Annotated in this window: 22 protein-coding genes; 5 read left to right on the plus strand and 17 right to left on the minus strand. The window is 67.9% G+C overall.

The window, feature by feature from the left end; translation table 11 throughout:
- Window positions 1-137: 137 nt before the first annotated feature.
- Complete coding sequence (locus HMUK_RS13015) at window positions 138-1,016, minus strand: halocyanin domain-containing protein (RefSeq protein ID WP_015763633.1); 879 nt, start codon at window positions 1,014-1,016, stop codon at window positions 138-140.
- 239 nt (window positions 1,017-1,255) lie between these two features.
- Here HMUK_RS13015 and HMUK_RS13020 point away from each other — a divergent pair, with 239 nt between their 5' ends.
- Complete coding sequence (locus tag HMUK_RS13020) at window positions 1,256-1,615, plus strand: winged helix-turn-helix domain-containing protein (protein WP_015763634.1); 360 nt, start codon at window positions 1,256-1,258, stop codon at window positions 1,613-1,615.
- Entirely contained in the window at window positions 1,612-1,911 is a 300-nt protein-coding gene (locus HMUK_RS13025; protein ID WP_015763635.1) for a DUF7521 family protein, read from the plus strand. The genes HMUK_RS13020 and HMUK_RS13025 overlap by 4 nt, the downstream gene beginning before the upstream one ends.
- Window positions 1,912-2,068: 157 nt before the next feature.
- On the opposite strand, the gene HMUK_RS13030 is transcribed toward HMUK_RS13025, so the two are convergent.
- Window positions 2,069-2,608 carry a halocyanin domain-containing protein gene (locus HMUK_RS13030; protein WP_015763636.1) on the minus strand — a complete coding sequence of 180 codons (540 nt, stop codon included), beginning with the start codon at window positions 2,606-2,608 and terminating at the stop codon, window positions 2,069-2,071.
- 203 nt (window positions 2,609-2,811) lie between these two features.
- On the opposite strand from HMUK_RS13030, the gene HMUK_RS13035 reads away from it, so the two are divergent.
- Window positions 2,812-4,338, plus strand: a complete 1,527-nt coding sequence (locus HMUK_RS13035) for a cryptochrome/photolyase family protein (protein ID WP_015763637.1) — start codon at window positions 2,812-2,814, stop codon at window positions 4,336-4,338.
- 3 nt (window positions 4,339-4,341) lie between these two features.
- Here the strand turns inward: HMUK_RS13035 and HMUK_RS13040 are convergent, their stop codons facing one another.
- Complete coding sequence (locus HMUK_RS13040) at window positions 4,342-6,090, minus strand: ABC1 kinase family protein (RefSeq protein WP_015763638.1); 1,749 nt, start codon at window positions 6,088-6,090, stop codon at window positions 4,342-4,344.
- 126 nt (window positions 6,091-6,216) lie between these two features.
- Between HMUK_RS13040 and HMUK_RS13045 the strand changes: the two genes are divergently transcribed.
- Complete coding sequence (locus HMUK_RS13045; protein WP_015763639.1) at window positions 6,217-7,905, plus strand: NAD-binding protein; 1,689 nt, start codon at window positions 6,217-6,219, stop codon at window positions 7,903-7,905.
- Here the strand turns inward: HMUK_RS13045 and HMUK_RS13050 are convergent.
- The 13 genes from HMUK_RS13050 to HMUK_RS13110 all read right to left on the minus strand — a co-directional run bounded on the left by HMUK_RS13050 (window position 7,902) and on the right by HMUK_RS13110 (window position 19,995).
- A complete protein-coding gene (locus tag HMUK_RS13050) occupies window positions 7,902-10,535 on the minus strand; it encodes a heavy metal translocating P-type ATPase (protein ID WP_049940897.1) in 2,634 nt (877 codons plus the stop codon). The two genes, HMUK_RS13045 and HMUK_RS13050, sit on opposite strands and share 4 nt — an antisense overlap.
- A 120-nt stretch (window positions 10,536-10,655) precedes the next feature.
- Window positions 10,656-11,246: an AsnC family transcriptional regulator gene (locus HMUK_RS13055; RefSeq protein WP_015763641.1), complete on the minus strand. Its 591-nt coding sequence runs from the start codon at window positions 11,244-11,246 to the stop codon at window positions 10,656-10,658.
- 2 nt (window positions 11,247-11,248) lie between these two features.
- A complete protein-coding gene (locus tag HMUK_RS13060) occupies window positions 11,249-11,932 on the minus strand; it encodes a metal-dependent transcriptional regulator (protein WP_015763642.1) in 684 nt (227 codons plus the stop codon).
- A 77-nt stretch (window positions 11,933-12,009) separates the two neighbouring features.
- Window positions 12,010-12,189: a hypothetical protein gene (locus HMUK_RS13065; RefSeq protein ID WP_015763643.1), complete on the minus strand. Its 180-nt coding sequence runs from the start codon at window positions 12,187-12,189 to the stop codon at window positions 12,010-12,012.
- A gap of 144 nt (window positions 12,190-12,333) precedes the next feature.
- The gene (locus HMUK_RS13070; RefSeq protein WP_049940840.1) at window positions 12,334-12,582 is read right to left on the minus strand and encodes an MTH865 family protein; all 249 of its coding nucleotides are present in this window, start codon (window positions 12,580-12,582) and stop codon (window positions 12,334-12,336) included.
- 106 nt (window positions 12,583-12,688) lie between these two features.
- A complete protein-coding gene (locus HMUK_RS13075) occupies window positions 12,689-13,276 on the minus strand; it encodes a DJ-1/PfpI family protein (protein ID WP_015763645.1) in 588 nt (195 codons plus the stop codon).
- A 110-nt stretch (window positions 13,277-13,386) separates the two neighbouring features.
- Window positions 13,387-14,172 carry an HAD-IIA family hydrolase gene (locus tag HMUK_RS13080; protein ID WP_015763646.1) on the minus strand — a complete coding sequence of 262 codons (786 nt, stop codon included), beginning with the start codon at window positions 14,170-14,172 and terminating at the stop codon, window positions 13,387-13,389.
- A 39-nt stretch (window positions 14,173-14,211) separates the two neighbouring features.
- The gene (locus HMUK_RS13085) at window positions 14,212-15,624 is read right to left on the minus strand and encodes an ATP-binding response regulator (RefSeq protein ID WP_223270955.1); all 1,413 of its coding nucleotides are present in this window, start codon (window positions 15,622-15,624) and stop codon (window positions 14,212-14,214) included.
- 105 nt (window positions 15,625-15,729) lie between these two features.
- Window positions 15,730-17,139 carry a hypothetical protein gene (locus tag HMUK_RS13090; protein WP_015763648.1) on the minus strand — a complete coding sequence of 470 codons (1,410 nt, stop codon included), beginning with the start codon at window positions 17,137-17,139 and terminating at the stop codon, window positions 15,730-15,732.
- Window positions 17,136-17,861, minus strand: a complete 726-nt coding sequence (locus tag HMUK_RS13095; protein ID WP_015763649.1) for an ABC transporter ATP-binding protein — start codon at window positions 17,859-17,861, stop codon at window positions 17,136-17,138. The genes HMUK_RS13090 and HMUK_RS13095 overlap by 4 nt, the downstream gene beginning before the upstream one ends.
- Window positions 17,862-17,886: 25 nt before the next feature.
- Window positions 17,887-18,519, minus strand: coding sequence for a DUF998 domain-containing protein (locus HMUK_RS13100; protein WP_015763650.1), 633 nt, complete (start codon window positions 18,517-18,519; stop codon window positions 17,887-17,889).
- Window positions 18,519-19,250 (minus strand): YqjF family protein, encoded by a 732-nt coding sequence (locus HMUK_RS13105; protein WP_015763651.1) that lies wholly within the window; start codon window positions 19,248-19,250, stop codon window positions 18,519-18,521. Before HMUK_RS13105 ends, HMUK_RS13100 begins: the two co-directional genes overlap by 1 nt.
- Window positions 19,251-19,308: 58 nt before the next feature.
- A complete protein-coding gene (locus HMUK_RS13110) occupies window positions 19,309-19,995 on the minus strand; it encodes a YqjF family protein (protein WP_015763652.1) in 687 nt (228 codons plus the stop codon).
- A gap of 118 nt (window positions 19,996-20,113) precedes the next feature.
- Here HMUK_RS13110 and HMUK_RS13115 point away from each other — a divergent pair, with 118 nt between their 5' ends.
- Window positions 20,114-20,362: a hypothetical protein gene (locus HMUK_RS13115; RefSeq protein ID WP_015763653.1), complete on the plus strand. Its 249-nt coding sequence runs from the start codon at window positions 20,114-20,116 to the stop codon at window positions 20,360-20,362.
- 374 nt (window positions 20,363-20,736) lie between these two features.
- On the opposite strand, the gene HMUK_RS13120 is transcribed toward HMUK_RS13115, so the two are convergent.
- Window positions 20,737-21,714 carry an aldo/keto reductase gene (locus tag HMUK_RS13120; RefSeq protein ID WP_015763654.1) on the minus strand — a complete coding sequence of 326 codons (978 nt, stop codon included), beginning with the start codon at window positions 21,712-21,714 and terminating at the stop codon, window positions 20,737-20,739.
- Between the last annotated feature and the right edge of the window lie 41 nt (window positions 21,715-21,755).

Below are 21,755 nucleotides of genomic sequence, written 5' to 3' on the forward strand. Positions count from 1 at the left end.
GCGAAGCGTCGTGTTCGATCACGCCCGTCGGCCCGCACTCAGTACGACACGGACCCACGAAGCACCGAGCAAAGCGAGACGGTCGGCCGGAACACGGTTCTTGCCGTCACAGCGCGACAGACGCGACCGAGCCGTGGTTACTCCTCGACGACGATGCCGCCGCGCTGGCCGATCCCCTCGTGAGGGCGGCAGGCGTACAGGTAGACGCCCGGTTCGTCGAAGGTCACTTCGAAGTGGCGGCCGCTCTCGCTGTAGATGTCCGAGGTCCCGATGTCGCCCTGGAACGCGATGTCGTGTGCGCCACCGTCGCCGGTCCACTCGAACGCGACAGTCGTTCCGGTCGAACACCTGACTGCGAGCGGATCGAACGCGAAGTTACCGCCGTTACCGGGGCTGCCGACGGTCACAGAGACCGCGTCCGAGTCCGTGCGGTCGGCGAGGCTCCCGTCCCAGCCGTCGACGTCGACGAGCCAGTGGTCGAGGTCGGGATAGCCACTCTCCGGCGGCTTCCGGACCCGGATCACGCCTTTCAGTCCGTCGTCCCGCCGAGGTTCGGAGACGTAGGGGTACACGCCGGTCGTCTCGAAGTGGTGGGAGTAGGTCTCGTTTGGCCGGTCGGTGGCCTCGCCGCTATCGAAGCTGCCGTCGACCGCGACGACGTTGTGTGGGCCGCCGTGGTCGAGCCAGCGCCACACCACCGTCGTGCCGGGCGTGACGGTGACGGCCGGCGGGTCGAAGGCGTAGCCGTCGCCCTCTATCGGATGTCCGACCAGTACCTCGACCAGGTCGTCGTAACCGACGTTTCGGGAGCGGCCGTCGTAGCCGTTGGCGTCGGCGAGCCACGCGTCGAGGTCGTCGACCGGGGCGTCGGTCGACGAGGGTGTCGCTGTCGTCGGCGTCGGAGTCGCCGCCGCAGGTGAGCCGGACCGGCCGGACCCGAGACGGGCGGCGAGTGCCGGGACCGACGCGAACGATACGCCCTGGAGGAGCTGTCGTCTGGAGAGGGACCGTCGCATAGCGAGTGAGAGCTACTGGGGGCTCGCTCGTAAAAGGGACCCCCGGTTTGCAGGATCTGGAAAGCATGACTTTTCCCTTTACATTGCGGGGACGATACTACGGTGGGCACGCCGCGCGCGGTTCCCCGCCGTCCGACTCGGACCGCTACCATTCCCAAGCCTCCACCCGACTGGCAGACAGTCTTGTTCCGACTGGTCCGGTCGGACGCGACCGCAGCGGCCACGGCCCACAGAGACGCATGACTGACGAGGTGCCGTCCGAACAGGCCCTGTTCGATGCACTGGCAGACCCCGACTGCCGCGCGATCGTCGCCGCGCTCGACGAACCGACGACGGCCAAGGGAGTCGCCGACCAGTGTGATCTCTCGCAGACGAGTGCCTACAGGAAGCTGGAGACGCTGAGCGACGCGGCGCTGGTCGCCGAGCGAACGAAAGTCCGGGACGACGGCCACCACACGACGCAGTTCGTCAGGGACTTCAGGGGCGTGTTCGTGGCGTTCGACGGCGACGAATCGTTCGACGTAGACGTCGTCGACCACGAGGAGACACCGGACGAGCGCCTCGCGCGCTTCTGGTCACAGATCAGTGAGGAACTATGAACACGGAGATACCGCTCGTCGTCATCGCGTTCAAGACGGGCACGTTGGCGCTCGGGGCGTTGATCACCTATCTGGCCGCGAAAGCGGGGTACAGGACCGGCGCGTCCGGACTACTGTACCTCGCAGCCGGATTCGGCGTCGTCACGTTCGGCTCGCTGCTGGCCGGCATCGCCGATCAGTTGATCGCCGATCCGTCGGTGGCGCTGGTCGTCGAGAGCGCGTTGACCTTCGTCGGCTTCGGGATCATCGCGTACTCGCTGTACGTCACGAGAAGTAATGGGACCGACCGCGGCTGATACTGCCGACTGTCTGTCTGTGACGAATTTTGCGACCCCGTGTCGCGAATATCGCGAAACAGTGACAGCCGGCAGTATAAGACGAGGCGGTCAGTGAGCGGTGTCGCCGCCCGGTGGCGGCGAGACGATCGTCACGAGGCTGGCGTCGGCCGGATCGTCACTCGACGACGATAGCGCCCTTCATCCCCAGCGACTTGTGGGGCGTACAGTAGTAGCGGAAGGTACCGCTCGACTCGAAGGTGTGTTCGTACTCGACGCCCTCGGTGTCGACTGCTCCGCCGGAGTCCAGCGGACCGTCACCCTCGGACTTCACGTTGTGGGTTCCGCCCTCGCCGGTCCACTCGAACTCGACCGTCGTGCCCGAGGAGATCTGGACGGCAGCGGGGTCGTACCCGAACGCGCCGCCGTTGGCCTCTGCCCCGACCGTGACGGTGACGGTGTCCTGTCCGGTCATGTCGGCGACCGTCCCGTCGAAGTTCGACGTTTCGCCGAGGTAGTCGGCGACCTCGTCGCTGGCCTCCATCGACGAACCGCCGCTCTCGGTCATCTCCGCTTCCGTGGCGCTCTCGGTCATCTCGTCGTCCGTCGCGCTCTCGGTGGCGTCGCCGCCGTCCCCACTACAGCCAGCGAGGAGGCCTGCTGCGGCGATTGCACCGGTACTGCGGAGGAGCGTCCGTCGGTTCAGGGAGTCACTCATAGACACAGCGACGTAGGAGGGGGAGACGGATAAGGTGGCCGAACACGGGGAATCCCGCCGGATGGGGTGCGATGACACGCGACAGCGAAACGCGGCTCGTCGGGGCATCTGGCGGCGTCGAAACGGCGACGACCAACGTTCGTTGGGGTGGTGTTCATTGTTCGTGTGGACGAAGGGCGGGACATGCGACAGAGTGGTTCGCAATGACCGTGCTGGTGCTGGGCGACCAGCTGTCCCGGCGATTCGGTCCACTCGCCGACCGGCCCGACGACCGCGTGGTGATGATCGAGTCCAGCGGTTTCCTCCGTCGGTTACCCTACCATCCGCACAAGCCGACGCTCGTGTTCAGTGCGATGCGTCACTTCCGGGACGCGTTGCGCGAGGCGGGCCGGACCGTCGACTACTACCGAGCGGAGACGTTCGAGGACGGGTTCGAGACACACTTCGAGCGACATCCCGACGACGATCTCGTGACGATGACCCCGGCGAGTCACGGCGGCACCGAGCGGCTGCGGACGCTGATCGAGCGACACGGCGGGACGCTCACGACGGTGCCGGACGAGCGGTTCCTCTGTGCGCCAGGGACGTTCGACGAGTGGACGGACGGTCCGCCGTACCGTCACGAGTCGTTCTACCGATCGATGCGTCGGGAGACCGGCTATCTGATGGACGGCGACGACCCGGTCGGTGGCGAGTGGAACTACGACGAGCAGAACCGCGAGACGCCGCCCGACGAGTGGGAGCCCCCGACGGTGCCGACGTTCGAGCCCGACGAGACGACGCGTCGGGTCCAGTCGTGGGTCCGCGACCACCACGACGGAGGCTACGAGGAAGCGCCCTACGGCGGTGACTGGGCCGATCCGGAGCCGTTCCGGTGGCCGGTGACGCGACAGCAAGCCCGCCGAGCGCTGGACGCGTTCGTCGAGGACCGCCTCGCCGACTTCGGGGCGTATCAGGACGCGATGGTCGAGAGCGAGTGGGCGATGGCTCACAGCCTGCTGTCGACTTCGCTGAACCTCGGACTGCTGGGGCCCGCGGAGGTCGTCGAGCGCGCGATCGAGGCCTACGAGGCCGGCGACGCACCGCTGCACAGCGTCGAGGGGTTCGTCCGGCAGGTGATCGGGTGGCGGGAGTTCGTCCGGCACGTCTACCGTCGGGAGATGCCCGAGCTGGCGACGGCGAACCAGCTCGGTGCGAGCGAAGACCTCCCGGCGTTCTTCTGGACGGGCGAGACGGACATGGCCTGTCTGGACGCGGCCATCGACGGCGTTCGCAAGCGGGGCTACGCACACCACATCGAGCGGCTCATGCTGCTCTCGAACTTCTCGCTGCTGCTCGGTGTCGAGCCCGCACAGCTCAACCGCTGGTTCCACGCCGGCTACGTCGACGCCTTCCACTGGGTCACGACGCCAAACGTCGTCGAGATGGGGCTGTACGGCTCTGGCGCGTTCGCCACGAAGCCCTACGCCGCCTCGGCGAACTACGTCGACAAGATGAGCGACCACTGCAGCGACTGTCAGTACTACAAGACGAAGACGACCGGAGAGCGAGCGTGTCCGTTCAACACGCTGTACTGGGACTTTCTGGACCGCAACGAGTCACAGCTCCGGTCGAACCACCGGATGGGGCTCGTCTACAGCCACCTCGACGACAAGGACGACGACCAGCTGACGGCGATCCGACAGCGAGCGGACGAACTGCGGACGCGAGCCGCCGACAGCGAGCTGTGAGCGCTACTCCTCGCCGCTCTGGCGGCGACGCATCTCCTGGCGGATGAACTGCGGCGACGCGCCCAGGCCGGGACCGCGCCGGCCCCGGAACGACCAGACGAGCGCGAGAGCGAACAGTGCTGTCAGCCCGCTCACGGCGGCCAGCACACGCAGCGCCCCCATCGCGTAGAGCCCGGCGATCGCGAGGAGGCCGACGCTGACACAGAGCCCGTAGACGAGCCGCCGAGCCATCCTGCGGAAGGCACCGCGGTCGTCTTCGATCACCGCCGAGAGGGGGAGGTCGCCGCGTTCGACCTTCTCGAGCGCGTCGTCGAGTCGGGGCGGGACCGCGACGGTCGCCCGCGCGCTGGCTCGCAGCTGGTCGGTCACGCGCTCGCGGATCTCCCCGCCGCCACTCGCCATCCCCCGTTCGAGGACGTAGTCCGTGACGACTTCGATGAAGTCGAACTCGGGGGCGAGCGTCCGGGTCACGCCGTCGAGAACCGTCGTCACGCGGACGACGTGTGCGAGGTCCTGGGGGATCCGCATCGGGAACTCGTACATCGCCCCCTCGAACTCGCTGATGATCCCCTCCACGTCGAACTCGTCCAGGTCGGCCCCCCGGAACTGCTCGAAGGCGATCTCGAACAGCTCGCGCACCATCTGTCGGTCGGCCGTCGGGTCCAGCGCCTCCATGGCGACGAACGAGTCGATCACCTGATCGATGTCGTCGGTCGCGATGGCGACGTAGAAGTCGACGAGGTGAGAGCGAGTCTCCGGCCCGAGCCGGCCGGTCATCCCGAAGTCGTAGAAGACGATCGTCCCGTCGTCCTGTACCGCGAGGTTTCCGGGGTGGGGGTCGGCGTGGAAGACGCCGTCCTCGACGATCATCTTGATGTAGATCTCGGTCAGGCGCGTGACGATGCGCTCGCGGTCGACTCCCAGTTCGTCGATCGCGGCCACGTCGTCGATCTTCGTCCCCTCGACGTAGCGCATCGTGAGAACGCGGTCGGTCGAGTACTCGGGCAGCGAGTCGGGGATACACACGTCGTCGACATCGGCGAAATTCTCGCGGACGGTGTCGAGCCGGCGGGCCTCGTGAGCGTAGTCCATCTCCTCGCGGATGGTCACGGTGAACTCCTCGGCGAGGTTCCCGAGCGTGAACGCCTGGCCCGGCGGGGACGCCCAGCGCAGGACCGGCGTCAGCGTCGCCACGACGCGGAGGTCCGACTCGACGCGGCGACGGACGTTCGGCCGCAGTACCTTCACCGCGACGCGGTCCCCGTCGACCTCGCCGACGTACACTTGTCCGAGGCTCGCGCCGCTGATCGGATCGGTGTCGAACGTCTCGAACACCGAATCGATCGGTCCCAGTTCCCGCTCGATCACCGGCTCGATGTCCGTCCACGGAGCCGGCGGCACCTGGTCCTGAAGCTCCGCGAGCACGTCGACGTAGGCCGCCGGCAGCGCGTCGGGCCGCGTCGAGAGCATCTGCCCGATCTTGACGAACGCGGGACCGAGGTCGACGAACGTCGCTTTCAGCGCTCGCGCCCGGCGGGACTGCTGGGCGCTGGTCACGTCACGCGAGCGACCGAAGAGAAGGAACCGGCGGCGATCACGCAGGAGGGTGATCGCGAACGGGACGAACTGCCAGGAGATGACGACCGCGCGCCAGAGCGCACGCAATCGGACGCCCAGTCCGGTCGGCCGGCGCACGGTCTCGCTGCCGGTTCGCTGGTCGTCGGTCTCTTCGACGGCGTCGGTCCGGGCCACGATATGGGAACGTCTCGGGTCGCTTGCCGCTTGAGGCTGTCGGAGAGTTGCGGTGACCGATCCGGTCTCCTCGACAGATCCGGCGTAATAAAACCTTTTTACCGGCGAGTAGGAATCAGGTCAAAGATGGTTTCGCTCCCCGAACGAATCACCGACATCGAACTCTCGCGTCGGGACCGACTCGTCGTCTACTATCTCCTCGGACTGACGGTGCTGGTCCTCGCCTACGCAGTCGTTTACAACATCATAATGGCGCGTCTGGAAGGCGTCGACCAGTCGATCTTCGCGTCGTTCGAGTGGGTCGTCCAGACGATGACGACCACCGGCTACGGCCAGGACTCGAGTCTGTGGACACATCCGGTCACGCTCGTGTTCGTGGCGCTGACACAGCTGTCGGGGATCGGGATCGGCTTTTTCACGCTCCGGCTCGTGATCATCCCGCTGTTTACCGGCGCAGAGGTGAACCTCGACGATCGGCTCACGCCGAAACAGGACCACGTCATCATCTGCGAGTACCGGCGCGACTCGGCCGTGTTGCTCGACGAACTCCGGGAGCTGGACATCGATTACGTCCTGCTGTCCTCGGACGAGGAAGAGGCGAAAGACCTCTCCGACGAGGGGTACTCCGCGATCTACGGCTCCCCACAGGCCGCCGAGAGCTTCCGGCGTGCGAGCATCGACAGCGCGCGGGCGGTGATCACGGACGCCGGTGACGCGAACGTCAACACGATCCTGACGGTGCGGTCGATCAGAGACGACGTCGACGTGATCGCGCTGACAGACGACAGCGACGTGGAAGACGTGCTGACCCAGGCCGGGGCCGACAGCGTCCTCTCGCCGCACGGCGTTCTCGGCCACCGCCTCGCCGAAAAGGCGGTCTCGTCGCTCAGTTCGGAGCTGACAGACACGATCGAGCTCGGCGCGGACATGGAGGTCACGGAGATTCCCGTCGATCATGGCAGCCGCCTCATCGGGAAACAGCTTCGAGACACCAATATCAGGGAACGAACGGGCGCGAACGTCATCGGGGCCTGGATCGACGGCGAGCTACAGCTCCCCCCGGACCCCGGCGCAGTCATCCACCAGAACACCGTGTTGCTCGTCTCCGGAGATCACGAGGCGCTGGAGGCGTTCGGGAACGTGACCCAGTCGCCCCGGACGCTCAGGCGGCACGATCGGATCGTCGTCGCCGGCCAGGGAGAAGTCGGGCAGGCCGCCCGCGCGGTCATCGACGAGGCGGGGATCGACGCGGTGACGATCGACATCGAGGACGGGGACGAGGTGGACATCGTCGGCGATGCGGCCTCGAAAGCGACGCTCCACGAGGCGGGCATCGAGACCGCAGGCGCGATCGTCGTCGGCCTGCCCGACGACTCGGCGTCGCTGCTGTCGACGGTACTGACGCGCTCGCTGAACGACGACATCGAGATTCTCGTGCGGGTCAGCGACACCGACGCGACGCGGAAGGCCCTCAGTGCCGGAGCCGACTACGTGTTGTCGGTGCCTCGGGTGAGCGCACGAATGATCGCTCGGGAACTCCGCGGCGAGGAGGTGCTCGCGCCCGCGAGCCAGATCCGGCTCGTCCGCGTCCCGGCAACCCCGTTCGCGGGCCAGACGCTCGCGAACTCGGGCATCTACGAACAGACCGGCTGTCGGGTGATCGCCGTCGACGACGGGACCGACAAGATGGTCGAAATCGACCCCCAGCGAGAGTTCACCGGCGAGGAACACCTCACGCTCGTCGGGCCGGACGAGGCGGTCCAGCAGTTCCTCAAGCGCCACGACGTCTCACCGACCGAGGAACGCGGGATCTAGCGGAGCCGGCCCAACAGCCGGTAGTCCGTATCGGGCGTGTACCCCCGGAACAGCAGGCTGTTGGTCAGGACGGAGACGCTTGACAGCGCCATGGCACCGGCCGCCAGCACCGGCTGGAGCAGGCCCAGCGACGCCAGCGGGATCATCAGCGTGTTGTACCCCAGCGCCCAGACGAGGTTCTGCTTGATCTTCTGTAGCGTCGCTTCCGAGACGCGGATCGCCTTCAGCACGTCCGCCGGATCGTCTCGCATCAGCGTCACGTCCGCGGCCTCGATCGCCACGTCGGTGCCAGAACCGATCGCACAGCCGACGGCCGCGGTCGCCAGTGCCGGTGCGTCGTTGACGCCGTCCCCGACCATCATCGCCTCGCGCCCGTCGCTCTGAATCTCGTCGACGGCGTCGGCCTTGTCCTCGGGGAGCACCTCGGCCATGACGTTGTCGGGATCGATCCCGACCGCTCGGGCGACCGCGCGAGCCGTCCGCTCGTTGTCGCCGGTGATCAGCCACACGTCGAGATCGCGGTCTCGCAGATCGGCGACGGCGTCGCTCGCCGAGGGTTTGATCGTGTCCGCGTCGGCGACGACACCGACCACGCGGCCGGCCCGCTCGTCGATCTCTCCGTCCGCGTCGCGGGGACGGAGTCCGACGAGCATCGCCGTCTTCCCCTCCGATTCGAGCCGCTCGCGGTCCGAGTCGGCGGGGGTGGGATCGATGCCGTTGGCGTCCAGCAGTCGGGGGCTCCCGACGAACACCTCCCCGCGATCGATCGTCGCGCGCACCCCCTTGCCGGGGACGTTCTCGAAGGCCTCCGGCGAGTCGAGAGTGAGTCCGCGCTCGCGTGCGCCCTCGACGATCGCCTCGGCCAGCGGGTGCTCGCTCTCCTGCTCGGCGCTTGCGGCCATCGCGAGCACGTCGTCCTCGTCGAAGCCGCTCGCTGTCTCGTGTCCGCCGCGCTGGACGCCACCGTCGGGCGCGGCCGGATCGAGCGCTACGACATCCGTCAGTTCCATCTCGCCTTCGGTGAGCGTCCCCGTCTTGTCGAAGACCACGGCGTCGACGTCGCGGACCCGTTCGAGGATGTCGCCGCCCTCGAAGAGGACGCCGTGTTGGGCACCGATGGCGGTGCCGACCATCGTCGCGGCCGGCGTCGCGAGCCCCAGGGCACAGGGGCAGGCGATCAGGACGGCACTGGCGAACACGACGATCGCGAACTCGGTGACGCCGATCGGTCCACCGACTGCCTCGGGGCCGCCGCCCAGCAGCCCCCACAGGGGCAGCGCGTCGACGAACCCGCCCAGGACGGCGGGGAACTGCCACCACAGGACGCCCCACAGCAGGGCGTTGGCGATGACTGCCGGGACGAAGTACGCCGAGATTCGGTCGGCGATCCGCTGGATGTCCGGCTGACGCGACTGGGCGTCACGGACGCGGGCGACGATCTGCTGGATCGCCGTCTCCTCGCCGACCTTCGTCGCCTCGACGACGAGCGCGCCGTTCTCGTTGATCGTCGACCCGATCACCTCGTCGCCCTCGGCTTTCTCGACCGGGACGGACTCGCCGGTGACCATCGACTCGTCGACCGCGGATTCGCCGTCGACGACGACGCCGTCGGTCGGGACCTTCTCGCCGGGCCGGACTTTCAGTCGGTCGCCGACCGCGACCGCTTCCAGCGGGACCTCCTCCTCGGTGCCGTCTTCGTGGACGACCGTGGCGGTCTCGGCCTCCATCTCCAGCAGCGACCGGATCGCCTCGCCGGCTTGGCCCTTCGAGCGGGCTTCGAGGTAGTTCCCCAGCGTGATGAACACGAGGATCAGCGCGGCCGTGTCGAAGTACAGCCCCGCACCGGGGATCAGCCCGATCAGGGCCGCGACGCTGTAGACGTACGCCGTCGACGAGCCAAGCGCGATCAGCACGTCCATGTTCGCCCGGCCGTTGCGCACCAGCGCGCGGTAGGAGTTGACGTAGAAGGGCTTGCCGAGCGCGATCTGGACCGGCGTCGCGAGCGCGAAGGCGAACCAGCCCACGTCGATGCCGGCCAGCGAATCGCCGAGCAGTCCCAGCCCGAGGACGTGATCGACCAGCATCACCAGCAGCGGGACCGAGAGCGCGCCGCCAAAGAGCGTGAGGCGAAGCTGGCGGCGGATCTCCGCTTGCCGCGCGAGGTCGCGCTGGTCGCGGTCGTCCCCGCCGTCTCCGCTGTCGTCTCCCGCCTCCCGGACCGGCGTGTAGCCCGCCGACTCGATCGCGTCGTAGAGGTCCGAGCGGTCCGCCTCGGCCGGGTTGTACCGGACCTGTGCCTCGTCGGTGGCGTAGTTCACGTCGGCCGCGACGACGCCGGGGGTCGCCAGCAGCGACTCGGCGTTGGCCTCGGCGCAGTTGGCACACGACATGTCCGTGATGCCGACCGAGACCGTCTCGTCGACGGCACCGTAGCCGGCCGACTCGACGGCGTCGTAGATCGCCGACAGCGACGTGACTTCGGGATCGTACTCGACGCGCCCCTCGTCGGTGGCCGCGTTGACGTCGGCCGACGCGACCCCGTCGAGGGCGTCGAGCGCGTCCTCGATCGTGGCTGCACAGTTCGCACAGCTCATACCCGTCACCGACAGACGGGTCGTCCTGGTACTCATCTCGTGTATCGATACGGGCTCCTGTTTCATGCGGTTTGCCCCTTCGAAGCCAAGGTCTCTATCGAGGTAGACTTTCGAATAGAAGGATATCGCGGCCCGAAACGATCGCTTCCAAACCGATCACGTCCCGTCTCGGAGCTGGTCGTACGTCTCGACGAACCGAGACTCACAGGACTCACAGCAGAAGTAGTACTCCGTCCCGTCGAGGACGCGGCTCGTCCCCTCGTCGTCGACGGTGTTGCCACACTCGACACAGGTCGGGGCCAGCTCGGCAGAGCCGACGCTGGGCGACCAGACGGTGTCGGCGAGGACGCGCACGTCGAACTCCCGGACGTACTGGAGGAGGTCCCACTCTTCGAGCAGCGACGTTACGTCGGCCTCGGGCACCGTCGCGGTAAAGAGGAGCCGCGCGTCGACGGTCCGAAGCACGTGTTCGACGGCGTCGACGGTGCCCAGGCGCGTCGCGACGTCGGCGGCGATGTCCGGATCGACGCGCAACTCGACGAGGACCGAGACGCCGTCGCGAAGCATCTGGCGGTCGAGTTCCACCGTGAACCGTCGCAACAGCCCGCGCTCTTGCAGCCGTTCGATCCGGTCGGACACCGCGGGTCCGGACAGATCGACCGCGTCGCCGATCTCGCTGTAGGGCCGGCGGGCGTCTTCTAACAGCAGTTCGAGGATCTGGCGATCCGTGTCGTCGAGCGTGTCCATGGTCAGGCAGTGCCGGTGTTCTCCTCTGTGGGAACGGGCCGAACGTGTATCAGTTCTGCGACGCGGTCGGGTAAGGACACCTCGCGGCCGTCGATGGCGACGGTGACCATCCCGATCGGAGCCACGTCGACGATCTCCAGCCGGCTCTCGGGGGCGATTCCGCGCTCGGAGAGGTACGCCAACTCGTCGGAGTCCCGGTCGCTGATCCGCTCGACGACGACCTCGTCGCCGGTCTCGTGTTCGCCGAGCGTCTCGCCGAACTCCTCGTCGAGGGGCTCCAGAGTCTCGCTCGGAATCGGGTCGCCGTGGGGATCGACCTCGGGGTCGCCCAGCGCGGCCGCGACGCGGCGCTCGAACTCCTCGCTGATGTGGTGTTCGAGCCGGTCGGCCTCGTCGTGGACCTCCGACCAGTCGTACCCCAGGTGTTCGGTGAGGTACGTCTCCAGCAGCCGGTGGTGGCGGACGACTTCGAGCGCGACGGTCTCGCCCTCCGGTGTGAGGTGCGCTCCCTTGTACTTCTCGCGCTCGACGAAGCCGGCGTCGGCGAGCGTATCGAGCATGCTCGATGCCGTCGGCGGCGTCACGTCGAGTGCGTCGGCCAGCGACGAGGTCGAGACCGCTCCCTCCTCGTCACGCTGGAGCTGGTAGAGGGCCTTCAGGTAGTCCTCCATCTTCGCGCTCAACATTCACTCTCTGGTAGGGCCATCGCAAGGAAATAAGTATCGTTGCCGAGGATTCGGCCGCGCGGCTCGACCGCTCGCGCTCACCGCTCGGGCGGCTCTGAGTCGTCCTGTCTCCGGACGCCGTCGCCGTCGTCGGCCGCCCACTTTCGCTGCTGACCGGTCAGGACCCAGAGCACCGCGTAGCCGGCTACGCCGACGACGAACAGCGTCGCCGGGATCAGGAACGGGCCGAACGTGTCGACGGCTGTCGCGACGACCATGTGCCGGCTAGGGTCACCGCCGGCATAAGTGCCAGCATCCGGCCCAGCCGTCGCTCACAGTCTGTGTCCAGACGGCCGAACCGTCGACGCGACGAGCCGGCGGCGCTCCGGCCGGCTGGACGACAAAACCGCGGCGGGAACGGCCTATAGAAGGTCCTGATCGTCGAGCTGTTCCATCACGCTGTCGACGAACTCGTCGACGCTGTCGTAGGGGAAGTCTCCGCCGAGCTTGGTGTTGAGCTCCATCGCCGTCATCGAGAAGTCGCCGGACTCGAACTTCGTCGACGGCCCGCTGGGCAGGGCCGGGACGAGGTCCATCGGACTGGAGATCGGGTAGTCGGCTTCCTCGAACGCTTCGGTGAACTGCTCTCTGAGGTCGTCTTTGTCTGCCATGTCATCCCGTTTGTCGACCGGTCTAAAAAAGCATTCGACCACACCACACAGCCACATTGTTTAGAGTTTATTGTGAGACCGCCACCGGTTCGCCGCGGACAGACCGTCAGTCGTCCGCCGCGACCGGTTCGCCGTGGCTGATGTCGGTCCCCAGCAGGTCGAGGAACTGTGCGAGCCACTCGTCGTGGTCCGGCCAGGCCTGACCGGTGACGAGGTTGTCGTCGGTGACGACCTCGTCGACCCACGAACAGCCCGCTGCCTCACACTCCGCCCGGACGGCAGGGAAAGACGTCATCTCGTACCCGTCGAGGACGCCGGCAGCCGCCAGAATCTGTGGGCCGTGACACAGCGAGGCGACGGGCTTGTTCGCCTCGAAGAAGTGCCGGACTGCGTCGAGCACCGGCTCGTGGATCCGGAGATACTCCGGCGCGCGTCCGCCCGGCACGACCAGCGCGTCGTAGTCGCTGGGGGTCACGTCGGCCAGCGTCGCGTTCAGCTCGAAGTTGTGCCCACGGCTCTCCATGTAGGTCTGGTCGCCCCGGAAGTCGTGGACGGCGGTCTTGATCGTCTCGCCGGCCTCTTTCTCCGGACAGACCGCGTCGACCTCGTGGCCGACCATCTGCAGCGCCTGGAAGGGGACCATTATCTCGTAGTCTTCGCCGAAGTCGCCGACGATCATGAGGATGTCACTCATTGGAAACACCGCGCTCGTCGAGAGCGCGTTAGAGAGTGACACAGCCGGCGACAATAAAGCAGACGGTGAACTGACAGAATCTCGTCAGGCGAGCGACAGTGAGCGGCCGTTCAGCGTTCGGAGAGAACGCTGTCGACCTCCGCGATCGAGTCGAGGACGTGGTCGGGTCGCACGTCGCTGTCGGCGAGATCCTCCCGCGTCGTGGCACCCGAGAGCACCAGCGCGGTCTCCATGCCGGCCCGTTCGCCCATCGCGACGTCCGTCGAGAGTCGATCTCCGATCACGAGACAGTCCGACGCCGGAACGCCCAGCCTGTCGAGTGCCGCCTGTATCGCCCGTCTCGACGGCTTGCCGAGGATCTGGTCGGGCTCCGCTTCGAGGACACCGGCGACCGCGTTGACGATGGCTCCCGACCCCGGCGTCGGCAGGCCGTTCTGGCCGGGGAAGGTGCGATCGGGGTCCGTCCCGAGGAAGGTCACGGTCTCGTCGTAGGCCCGAAGGGCGTCGACCATGTCGTCGTAGTGGAACTCCGGGCTCCACCCTGCGAGCAACACGTCCGCTCGCTCGGGGTCGTCGGTGAGCGCCACTCCTTCGGTGTCGAGAATCTCCGCGATTCTGTCCGCGCCGACGAGAAATACGGCGTCGTCGGCGTGGCGAGCCCGGAGGTACTCGGCTGTCACGTCGGCCGCCGAACAGGCCTCGCCCGGACGGACCGTCACGCCGAGGTCGGCGAGCCGGTCGACGTAGGCCGCCCCGTTGCGGGTCGGATTGTTCGAGAAGAACAGCAGCGACTCGCTGGCGGCTCTGAGGGAGTCGATCCCTGCCGGTGCGCCCGGAACGAGGTCGTCGCCGTGATACACGGTTCCGTCGAGATCGACGATCACGCCGCGGCTCATCGAGAGGCGCTACGGACTGGATCGTCAAAGGCCGACCGGTCACTCGACGAAGGTGACGCCGCTGATCTCGACGGCCAGACCGCCGTCCTCGCTCTCGCCGAGGTCGACCGACCAGCCGTGGGCCTCGGCCACCCGCTCGACGATGGTCAGTCCCATGCCGGTCCCCTCGGTGTCGCTTGAGTACCCCATCTCGAAGGGGTCGCCGTCCGTCGAGAGGTCCATGCCACAGCCGTCGTCGGCGACGACGAACCCGTCGTCGGTCACGCTGACGGTGACGGTCACCGGCTCGGCGTTCTCGGCGTCCGACGAGGGGCGGCCGTGGTCGACGGCGTTCCCGTAGAGGTTCGAGAAGATGCTCCCGAGACGGCCGTCGTCGGCCTGAATCCGGGCCGACGAGTCGATCACCAGCTCCGCCTCGCCGCTGTCGGTCACCATCCAGCTCTCGCGGGCGATCGTCCCAAGGTCGACGACGCTGGGGTCGTCGACGGTCTCGCCCTCGCGAGCGAGTGTCAACACGTCGTCGATCAGCGACTCCATCCGGTCGAGCGAGCGCGTCAGTCTCGCCCGCAGCTCGGCGTCGTCTCCCCTGTCTTTCTCTAACAACTGGAGTGCGGACTGGGCCACGTTGAGCGGATTTCGCATGTCGTGGCTGACGACGCTGGCGAACTCTTCGAGGCGCTCGTTCTGACGCTTGAGCTCTCGTTCGCGTTCGACGCGCTCCGTGATGTCCCGAGAGACCAGCTGGAACGACGGCCGGTGGCTGTGTACGTCGATCGGGACGTAGATGTTGTGAAACGACCGGCCGTCGATCTGGTCTTCTGCGTGGGTGGGATCGCCGTCCTCGATGACGGACTGGCCGACTGCCGTCCGCTCTTCACCGATCGTCCCGAGGACCGCAGCGAGCGTCTGGCCGACGAGTTCCGCTCGGCTGATGTCGGTGAACTCGGCCATCGCGGGGTTGGCCGCGAGGATCGTCCCGTCCTCGGCGACCTGTGCGATCAGGTCCGGCGAGGTGTCGACCAGCAGCTCGTACTTGGCCTGGGTGCGGCGCTTCGAGACGACGTTTCGGATTCTGTTCGCGAGTCGGCCGTACTGCTTGTCTTCGACGACCTCGAGCTTCAGCAGGTAGTCGGTGACACCCGCGGCGATGGCCTCGCTGGCGACCTCCTCGTCGCCGCGCCCGGTGAGGAGGATAAAGGGGATGTCGGACTCGCGTTCCCGGACCGCATCGAGGAACTCCAGGCCGTCCATTCCGGGCATCTCGTAGTCGCTCACGATACAGTCCACGTCGTTGTCAGAGAAGTAGTCGAGAGCAGCCTTCGGGTCGCTGGCCGCGTGCGTACCGAAGCCGTGGTCCTCGGCCAGCGTCTCGGCAGTCATCTCCGCGAAGAATTCGCTGTCGTCGACGACGAGGACACTGAGTTGTTCTCGACCGCTGCTTGGCGTTGTCACGTGGGACACCTGTTCGATTATCGTGGTATTGCGTGAACGGACACTTATAGGTACTCGATGCAGTCGCGTCGCCACGGCGTCCACTGGCAAACCGCGACGACAGCCTCACTCGCGGAAGACGCTCGTCCACCGCGGGCCGGCCCGTCTCGTCAGCACCAGGCCCGCGACCGCGCCGACGAGCGCGATCGCTACGGCGACGGCGCGTACGAGAAGGGGGTCGACGCGCACCGCCAGCGCGGCGACTACGAGGGGCGTCGCCAGCGTGGCGAGGGCGGCACCGAACAGCGCGAACCGCGGCGTGTCGAACAGCAACTCGTTGGGCGAGAGCCCGGACACCGCCGCAGTCACGCCGAAGACGTACAGCGCGACCAGCGGTTGAACGACGGCTCCCAGCGCGATCTCGGCGAGAGGGTACCACAGGAGCGCGACCGCGAGATAGAGCAGCGACGCCCCGACCGACAGCAGGAGGTACGCCCGCAACGCGCCGCGAAACACCGCGTCGTAGCTGACGGGATACCGGAGGTACTCCCGCGGGTCCCCGAACTGGGTCACCCAGCTGTAGGTCGTGAACCCGCCCAGGCCCAGCAGCGTGCCGAAGGCGATGCCGACGCCCGGCTCGATACCCGTCGCGGCCGTCACCTGCCGAAGCACCAGCGCCGTGACGCCGAAGAGGACTCCCATCGAGAACAGGACTTTCCAGACCGAGCCCGCCGAGCGCGCGACGGCGAGCAGCGGGCGACGCGTCAGCCCGTCGGGCGCGACGGCGACCAGCAGGCGGTCCAGCCGCCGGTGGCGGCCGTCCGTCCCGTCGTCTTCGGTCGGCTCGAACAGCGCGATCCCGAGGCCGCCGAGAGCGATCGACGGGACAACCGCGGCGACGAGGGCCGCCACGGACGGATCGGTGAACAGGCGGTACGGCGTCAACGCGACGGGATCGGTGCCGGTAGCGACGACCGCGACCACGCCAGCGGCCAGCGCGACGCCGACCGCGAGCGCGTTCCGCGCGGCCAGCGCCGCGAGTGCGAGGCTGGCCGTCGCGCCGAGCGCGAACGCCAGCGTCACCGTCAGCCAGGCGAGCGCGACCGCCGCGGGAGCCATCCCGCGGCCGACGGCAACCACACCGAAGCCCGCCAGCACGGGGGTGACGAACAGCCCCGAGTAGTAGAGGACCTCCTTCACGAGGAAGAGACCGAGGAGCCGTTTCGTCGACAGCGGGAGCGTCCGGGCGGAGAAGAGCAACAGCGTCACGTCGCCCAGCACGTCCCGCAGGGCGTCCCGGCCGACGAGACCGATCGTCCCGACCTGGAGACCGAACAGCGCCACCAGCGCGTGCAGTCCGCCGAGGACGGCCGCAGGCCCCGTCCCAGTGGCCGCCAGCAGCGCGGTTCCCAGCGCGGTGAGTGCGCCGATCGCCAGCGGAAACCCCGCGAATCGACGGCCGCCAAACAGCTCGCTGTGGAGTCGCCACTCCTCGCGGACCATCCACGACAGCAGCGTCCGGTTGGACGCCGTCATCCGACGACCGCCTCGCGCTCGGCGTCGACCTCCGCGACGAACACGTCGAGCAACTCGCCGTCGTCGAACTCGCGGGGATCGCAGGTCGCGACCAGCCGGCCGTCGGAGACGATGCCGACGCTGGTACACAGCTCCTGGGCCACCTCGACGAAGTGCGTCGAGAGGAAGATCGTGTTGCCCGCCGCGCAGTAGTCGGCGAGGTGGCGCTTGACCTGTTCTTGCATGATCGGATCGAGGTTGACCAGCGGTTCGTCGATGAAGACCAGTTCGGGCTCGTGAACGAAGGCGGCGGCGAGCATCACGCGCTGGCGCTGGCCCTCCGAGAGGTTCGTCGACAGGGTGTCGAGCGTCTCGACGAACGACAGTCGCTCGGCCCACCGCTCGACGTGGTCTTCCGGATCGGACAGCGCCCGGACCTCGCAGACGAATTCGAGGAACTCCCGCGGCGTGAGGAAGCTCGGCGGATCCTCCCGCTCGGGCAGCGTCCCGATAGCCCGACGGACCGCCATCGGTTCGGCGACGGGATCGTGGCCCAGGACGGTCGCCGTACCCGACGTGGGCGTCCGCTGGCCGGTCAGTATCTCGATCGTCGTGGTCTTGCCCGAGCCGTTCGGTCCGAGCAACGCGAACAGTTCGCCCTCCCCGACCGTCAGCGACAGTCCCGACAGCGCGTCGAGGTCGCCGTACTCCTTCGTGAGCCCCGTCGTTTCGATCGCCGGCATGGGGCTATCCAGTAGACGGCTCGGCTTAGCTGTTGGGCCGTCCGAGCGCTCGGTCGCCCGTCAGGTGCCAGTGTGCGGTGACGACGACCCAGCCACAGAAGACGACTGCGCCGTACATCTCGGGAATCGCCAGCCCCGACTGCCGAACGCCACCGGTCAGGAACCAGACGTACCAGCCCCCGAGGTGGGCGATACCCAGCAGGATCGTGACCGCGCCGCGCAGCCGGTCGCCGGCGAGGACGTTGCCCGTCCCGTAGAGCCAGAACGCGACGGTAAACAGCAGGTAGTGGCCGATCGCGACCGCGAAGTGCGGGGCGGTCCCGTCGGGGAAGGTACCGACGCCGGCCAGCGAGAGCAGCGAGAGCCCGAGGACGACGGCACCGAGCCGTTCGACGAGGCCATTGCTCCCGAGCCAGACCGCTCCGGCGAAGCCCAGCCCCGCGAGCCCGCCGACGATCAGCCCGCCGTTGAACAGCAACCGCGTCGGGCCCGTCGCGACACCCTCGGCTGCGGCCCTACTCTCCAGAGCGCCGAGATGCGAGAGCGCGTTCACCGTCCAGTCGAACCCCGGCGAGAGCGTCGTCGCGAGCAGAATCGCACCCAGCGTGACGATCGGTACCCCGACCCCGGTCCACGCGGCCATTCGCTCGTACTGCATCACAGACACCACAGAGACCGCGCGTTCATAATCGTTGTGGGCGACAGCGGCTCCAGCACGCCGACGCCCATCTCGACGCCGGGACTGTAGTGGGCCAGCGGTTCGCCGTCCAGGGCGTCGACTCCCGCCGCGTCCAGCAGCGTCGTCTCCGTCACGGCCGCGTCGGCGGGCTGGACCGTCCACGGCGGGTGTCCCACCGACCCGACGAGCCGCGCCTCCAGCGGCCCGGTCGTCACGTAGCGCTCGCGATCGAGCAGGAAGGCGGCGAGGGTGTCGGGAGCCGTCGTCGTCGGCGTCCCGGTCGGCTCGAACGTGACGCCCAGTCGCGCGTTCCCGCCGTCTCGCCGCCGCGAGACCACCTCCGTGCGGCCGCCCTGGCGTCGTCGTCGTACGTCGGCGTGGGACGCCGGCAGGTGAAAGAGCGTTCGGAGTGCGTCTACGACGAGACGGTCGGTCACGTCCAGCGAGAGAAACGCGACCGCACGGTCGCCGGACGGCGTCTGCACGTACGTGCGGACGGCGACGGTCTCGACGTGCTCGCGAAGGGGAACGCCGAAGGCGTCGAAGCAGTCGATCGAGAGCGACAGCGCGGACACCCACGCCGTGCCGTCCGTCGTGTCCGGTCGCGCCCAGGCGGGGAGCGCGTCACGAACCGCGGCGGGCGCGACCGGCCAGTGGAGGAAACACACGTCCGAGAGCGCGATAGAGAGGGGACGCAGCGGTCCAGACATGTCCCACCGTAGGAGTGCGAGTAGCTTTAGTGACCCGGCGGTCGAGAAGCACCGCCGATCAGCGGTGTCGGTGGAGTCGGCCCGCGGTCACGTCGAGGCCGGGGCTGAAGTGGACGACCCGCTCGGAGTCGGGCGCGTCGAAGCCGCTGGCGGCGAACAGGTCGTTGCGGTCGAACGTGACCGTCGCCGGCTGGAGGTCCCACGGCGGGTGGTCGATGTCGGCGAAGTAGATCCGGCCGCGGTCGTCGGCCACGTAGAACCGATACCGCTCCGTGAGGAACGCGGCCAGCGAGTCGTCGCGTGCGGGCTCGGGCAGGCCGGTGGGCTCGAAGCTGGCTCGGAATCGAACGTCCGGGGCGTCGGGGTGGGTGCGCACGCTCTGGAGGCGCGTCCGCGAGCCGTGGCGATGAGCGGTCATCCGTGCGCGGTAGTAGGGCAGCCGGAACAACCGGCGAGCCACCGCGACGCCGAGCCGGTCGTCGGCGTCGAGGTTGTAGAAGTACACCCCCGGCTGGCCGTCCAGCGTGACGTACGTCCGGAGGTTCAGCTCGTAGAACGAGCGTCCGATCGGGGAGCCCCGCGGCCGGATGTCCGCCATTCGGAAGGGGACGACGCCGAGCCACGCGGACCCGTCGAAGGTGTCGACGGAGAGCCCCTCGGGCAGGGACTGGGCGACCGTCTCGACCGGGACCGGCCAGTGGGCGAACAGGACGTTTCGCCACTCCATCGAGAGCAGACGACGCATACTCGACGTTAGGGCTGGTGACAATAAGGGGTGTCGCCCGGGGAACTTTGGGGCTTCCCACTCCAGTGGCGGACATGGAGTGTGCAGTCAGGCAAGGCGGCGCAGGCCGGAGACAGCGATGAGTGACGAGGACTCGGACGGCGGACCACCGGAACGCTGCCCCATCTGCGAGACGCCGTACGCCTCCGTCTCGGTCCACGAGGAGGGCGTCGCGGTGAACCTGATCGAGAACGAGCGCTTCCGACGGGTCTGTTTCGAACCGATCGACGACGGCGGCCCGCGGTTGCGGTTCTACCACCACACCCACGAGCAAGCCGGGACGACCCCGTCGAGCGAACGCGGGACCCCCGGTGGACGGGTTCCCTGAGCCTGTTTGCGATGTGAGTATACGTAATACGTTTCGACTCCCGCTCGCCCTTTCGCGGCCCGCTGCTCGCTTCGCTCCCAGCGCGCCGCGCTACTCACGGATCGTTCCTCCCCGCTCGCCCTTTCGCGGCCCGCTGCTCGCTTCGCTCCCAGCGCGCCGCGCTACTCACGGATCGTTCCTCCCCGCTCGCCCTTTCGCGGCCCGCTGCTCGCTTCGCTCCCAGCGCGCCGCGCTACTCACGGATCGTTCCTCCCCGCTCGCCCTTTCGCGGCCCGCTGCTCGCTTCGCTCCCAGCGCGCCGCGCTACTCACGGATCGTTCCTCCCCGCTCGCCCTTTCGCGGCCCGCTGCTCGCTTCGCTCCCAGCGCGCCGCGCTACTCGTGGCCCGAAACCGGCACCGGCTCGTAGGGCGCTTCCAGCCACTCGATGTCGCTGTCGGACAGCGAGATGTCGAGCGCCGCGACGGCCTGTTCGAGGTGCTCGATGCTCGTGGTGCCGACGATCGGGGCGTCCACGGCGTCTTTGTGCAGGAGCCACGAGAGCGCGATCTGGGCCATCGTCGCGTCCCTCTCGTCGGCCAGTTCCTGGACGCGCTCGTTGATCTCGCGGCCGCCGCCCTCGAAGTAGGGGTGTTCCCGCGCGTAGTCGTCGGTCTGGCCCCGCGTCGTGGCGTCGAACTCCTCGTGGGGGCGCGTGAGGTAGCCGCGGGCGAGCGGGCTCCACGGGATGACGGCGACGGCGTCCCGCTGGCAGAACGGGAGCATCTCGCGTTCCTCCTCGCGATAGAGGAGGTTGTAGTGGTTCTGCATCGTCTCGAAGCGGGTCAGGTCCTCGCGCTCGCTGGTCCGCAGGGCCTCGGCGAACTGGTAGGTCCACATCGAGGACGCACCGGCGTGGCGGATCTGGCCGCGGCGGACGGCGTCGTCCAGCGTCCGTAGCGTCGTCTCGATTGGCGTGTCGTCGTCCCAGCGGTGGATCTGGTAGAGGTCGACGGTGTCCATGCCCAGCCGGTCCAGCGAGGCCGACAGCTCCTGCTCGATGGCCTTCCGCGAGAGACCGCCGGAGTTGGGGTCGTCCTCGTCCATCTGGAAGAAGCCCTTCGTGGCGACGACCTGCTCGTCGCGGTCGTACGCCGACAGCGCCTCACCAAGGACGCGCTCGGACTCGCCCGCCGAATACATGTTTGCCGTATCGAAGAAGTTGATCCCCAGGTCGATCGCGCGATCGATGACCGCCCGGCTCTCGGACTCGTCGAGGACCCAGTCGCGCCACTCGGAAGTGCCGAAGCTCATACACCCCAGACAGAGCTTCGAGACCTCGATCCCGGTCGAACCCAGCGTCGTGTACTCCATACCGGAGCCAGCGGACGGTGCCACAAAAAGGTACGTCGGCG

The sequence above is a fragment of the Halomicrobium mukohataei DSM 12286 genome, assembly GCF_000023965.1.
Classification (GTDB): Archaea; Halobacteriota; Halobacteria; order Halobacteriales; family Haloarculaceae; genus Halomicrobium; species Halomicrobium mukohataei.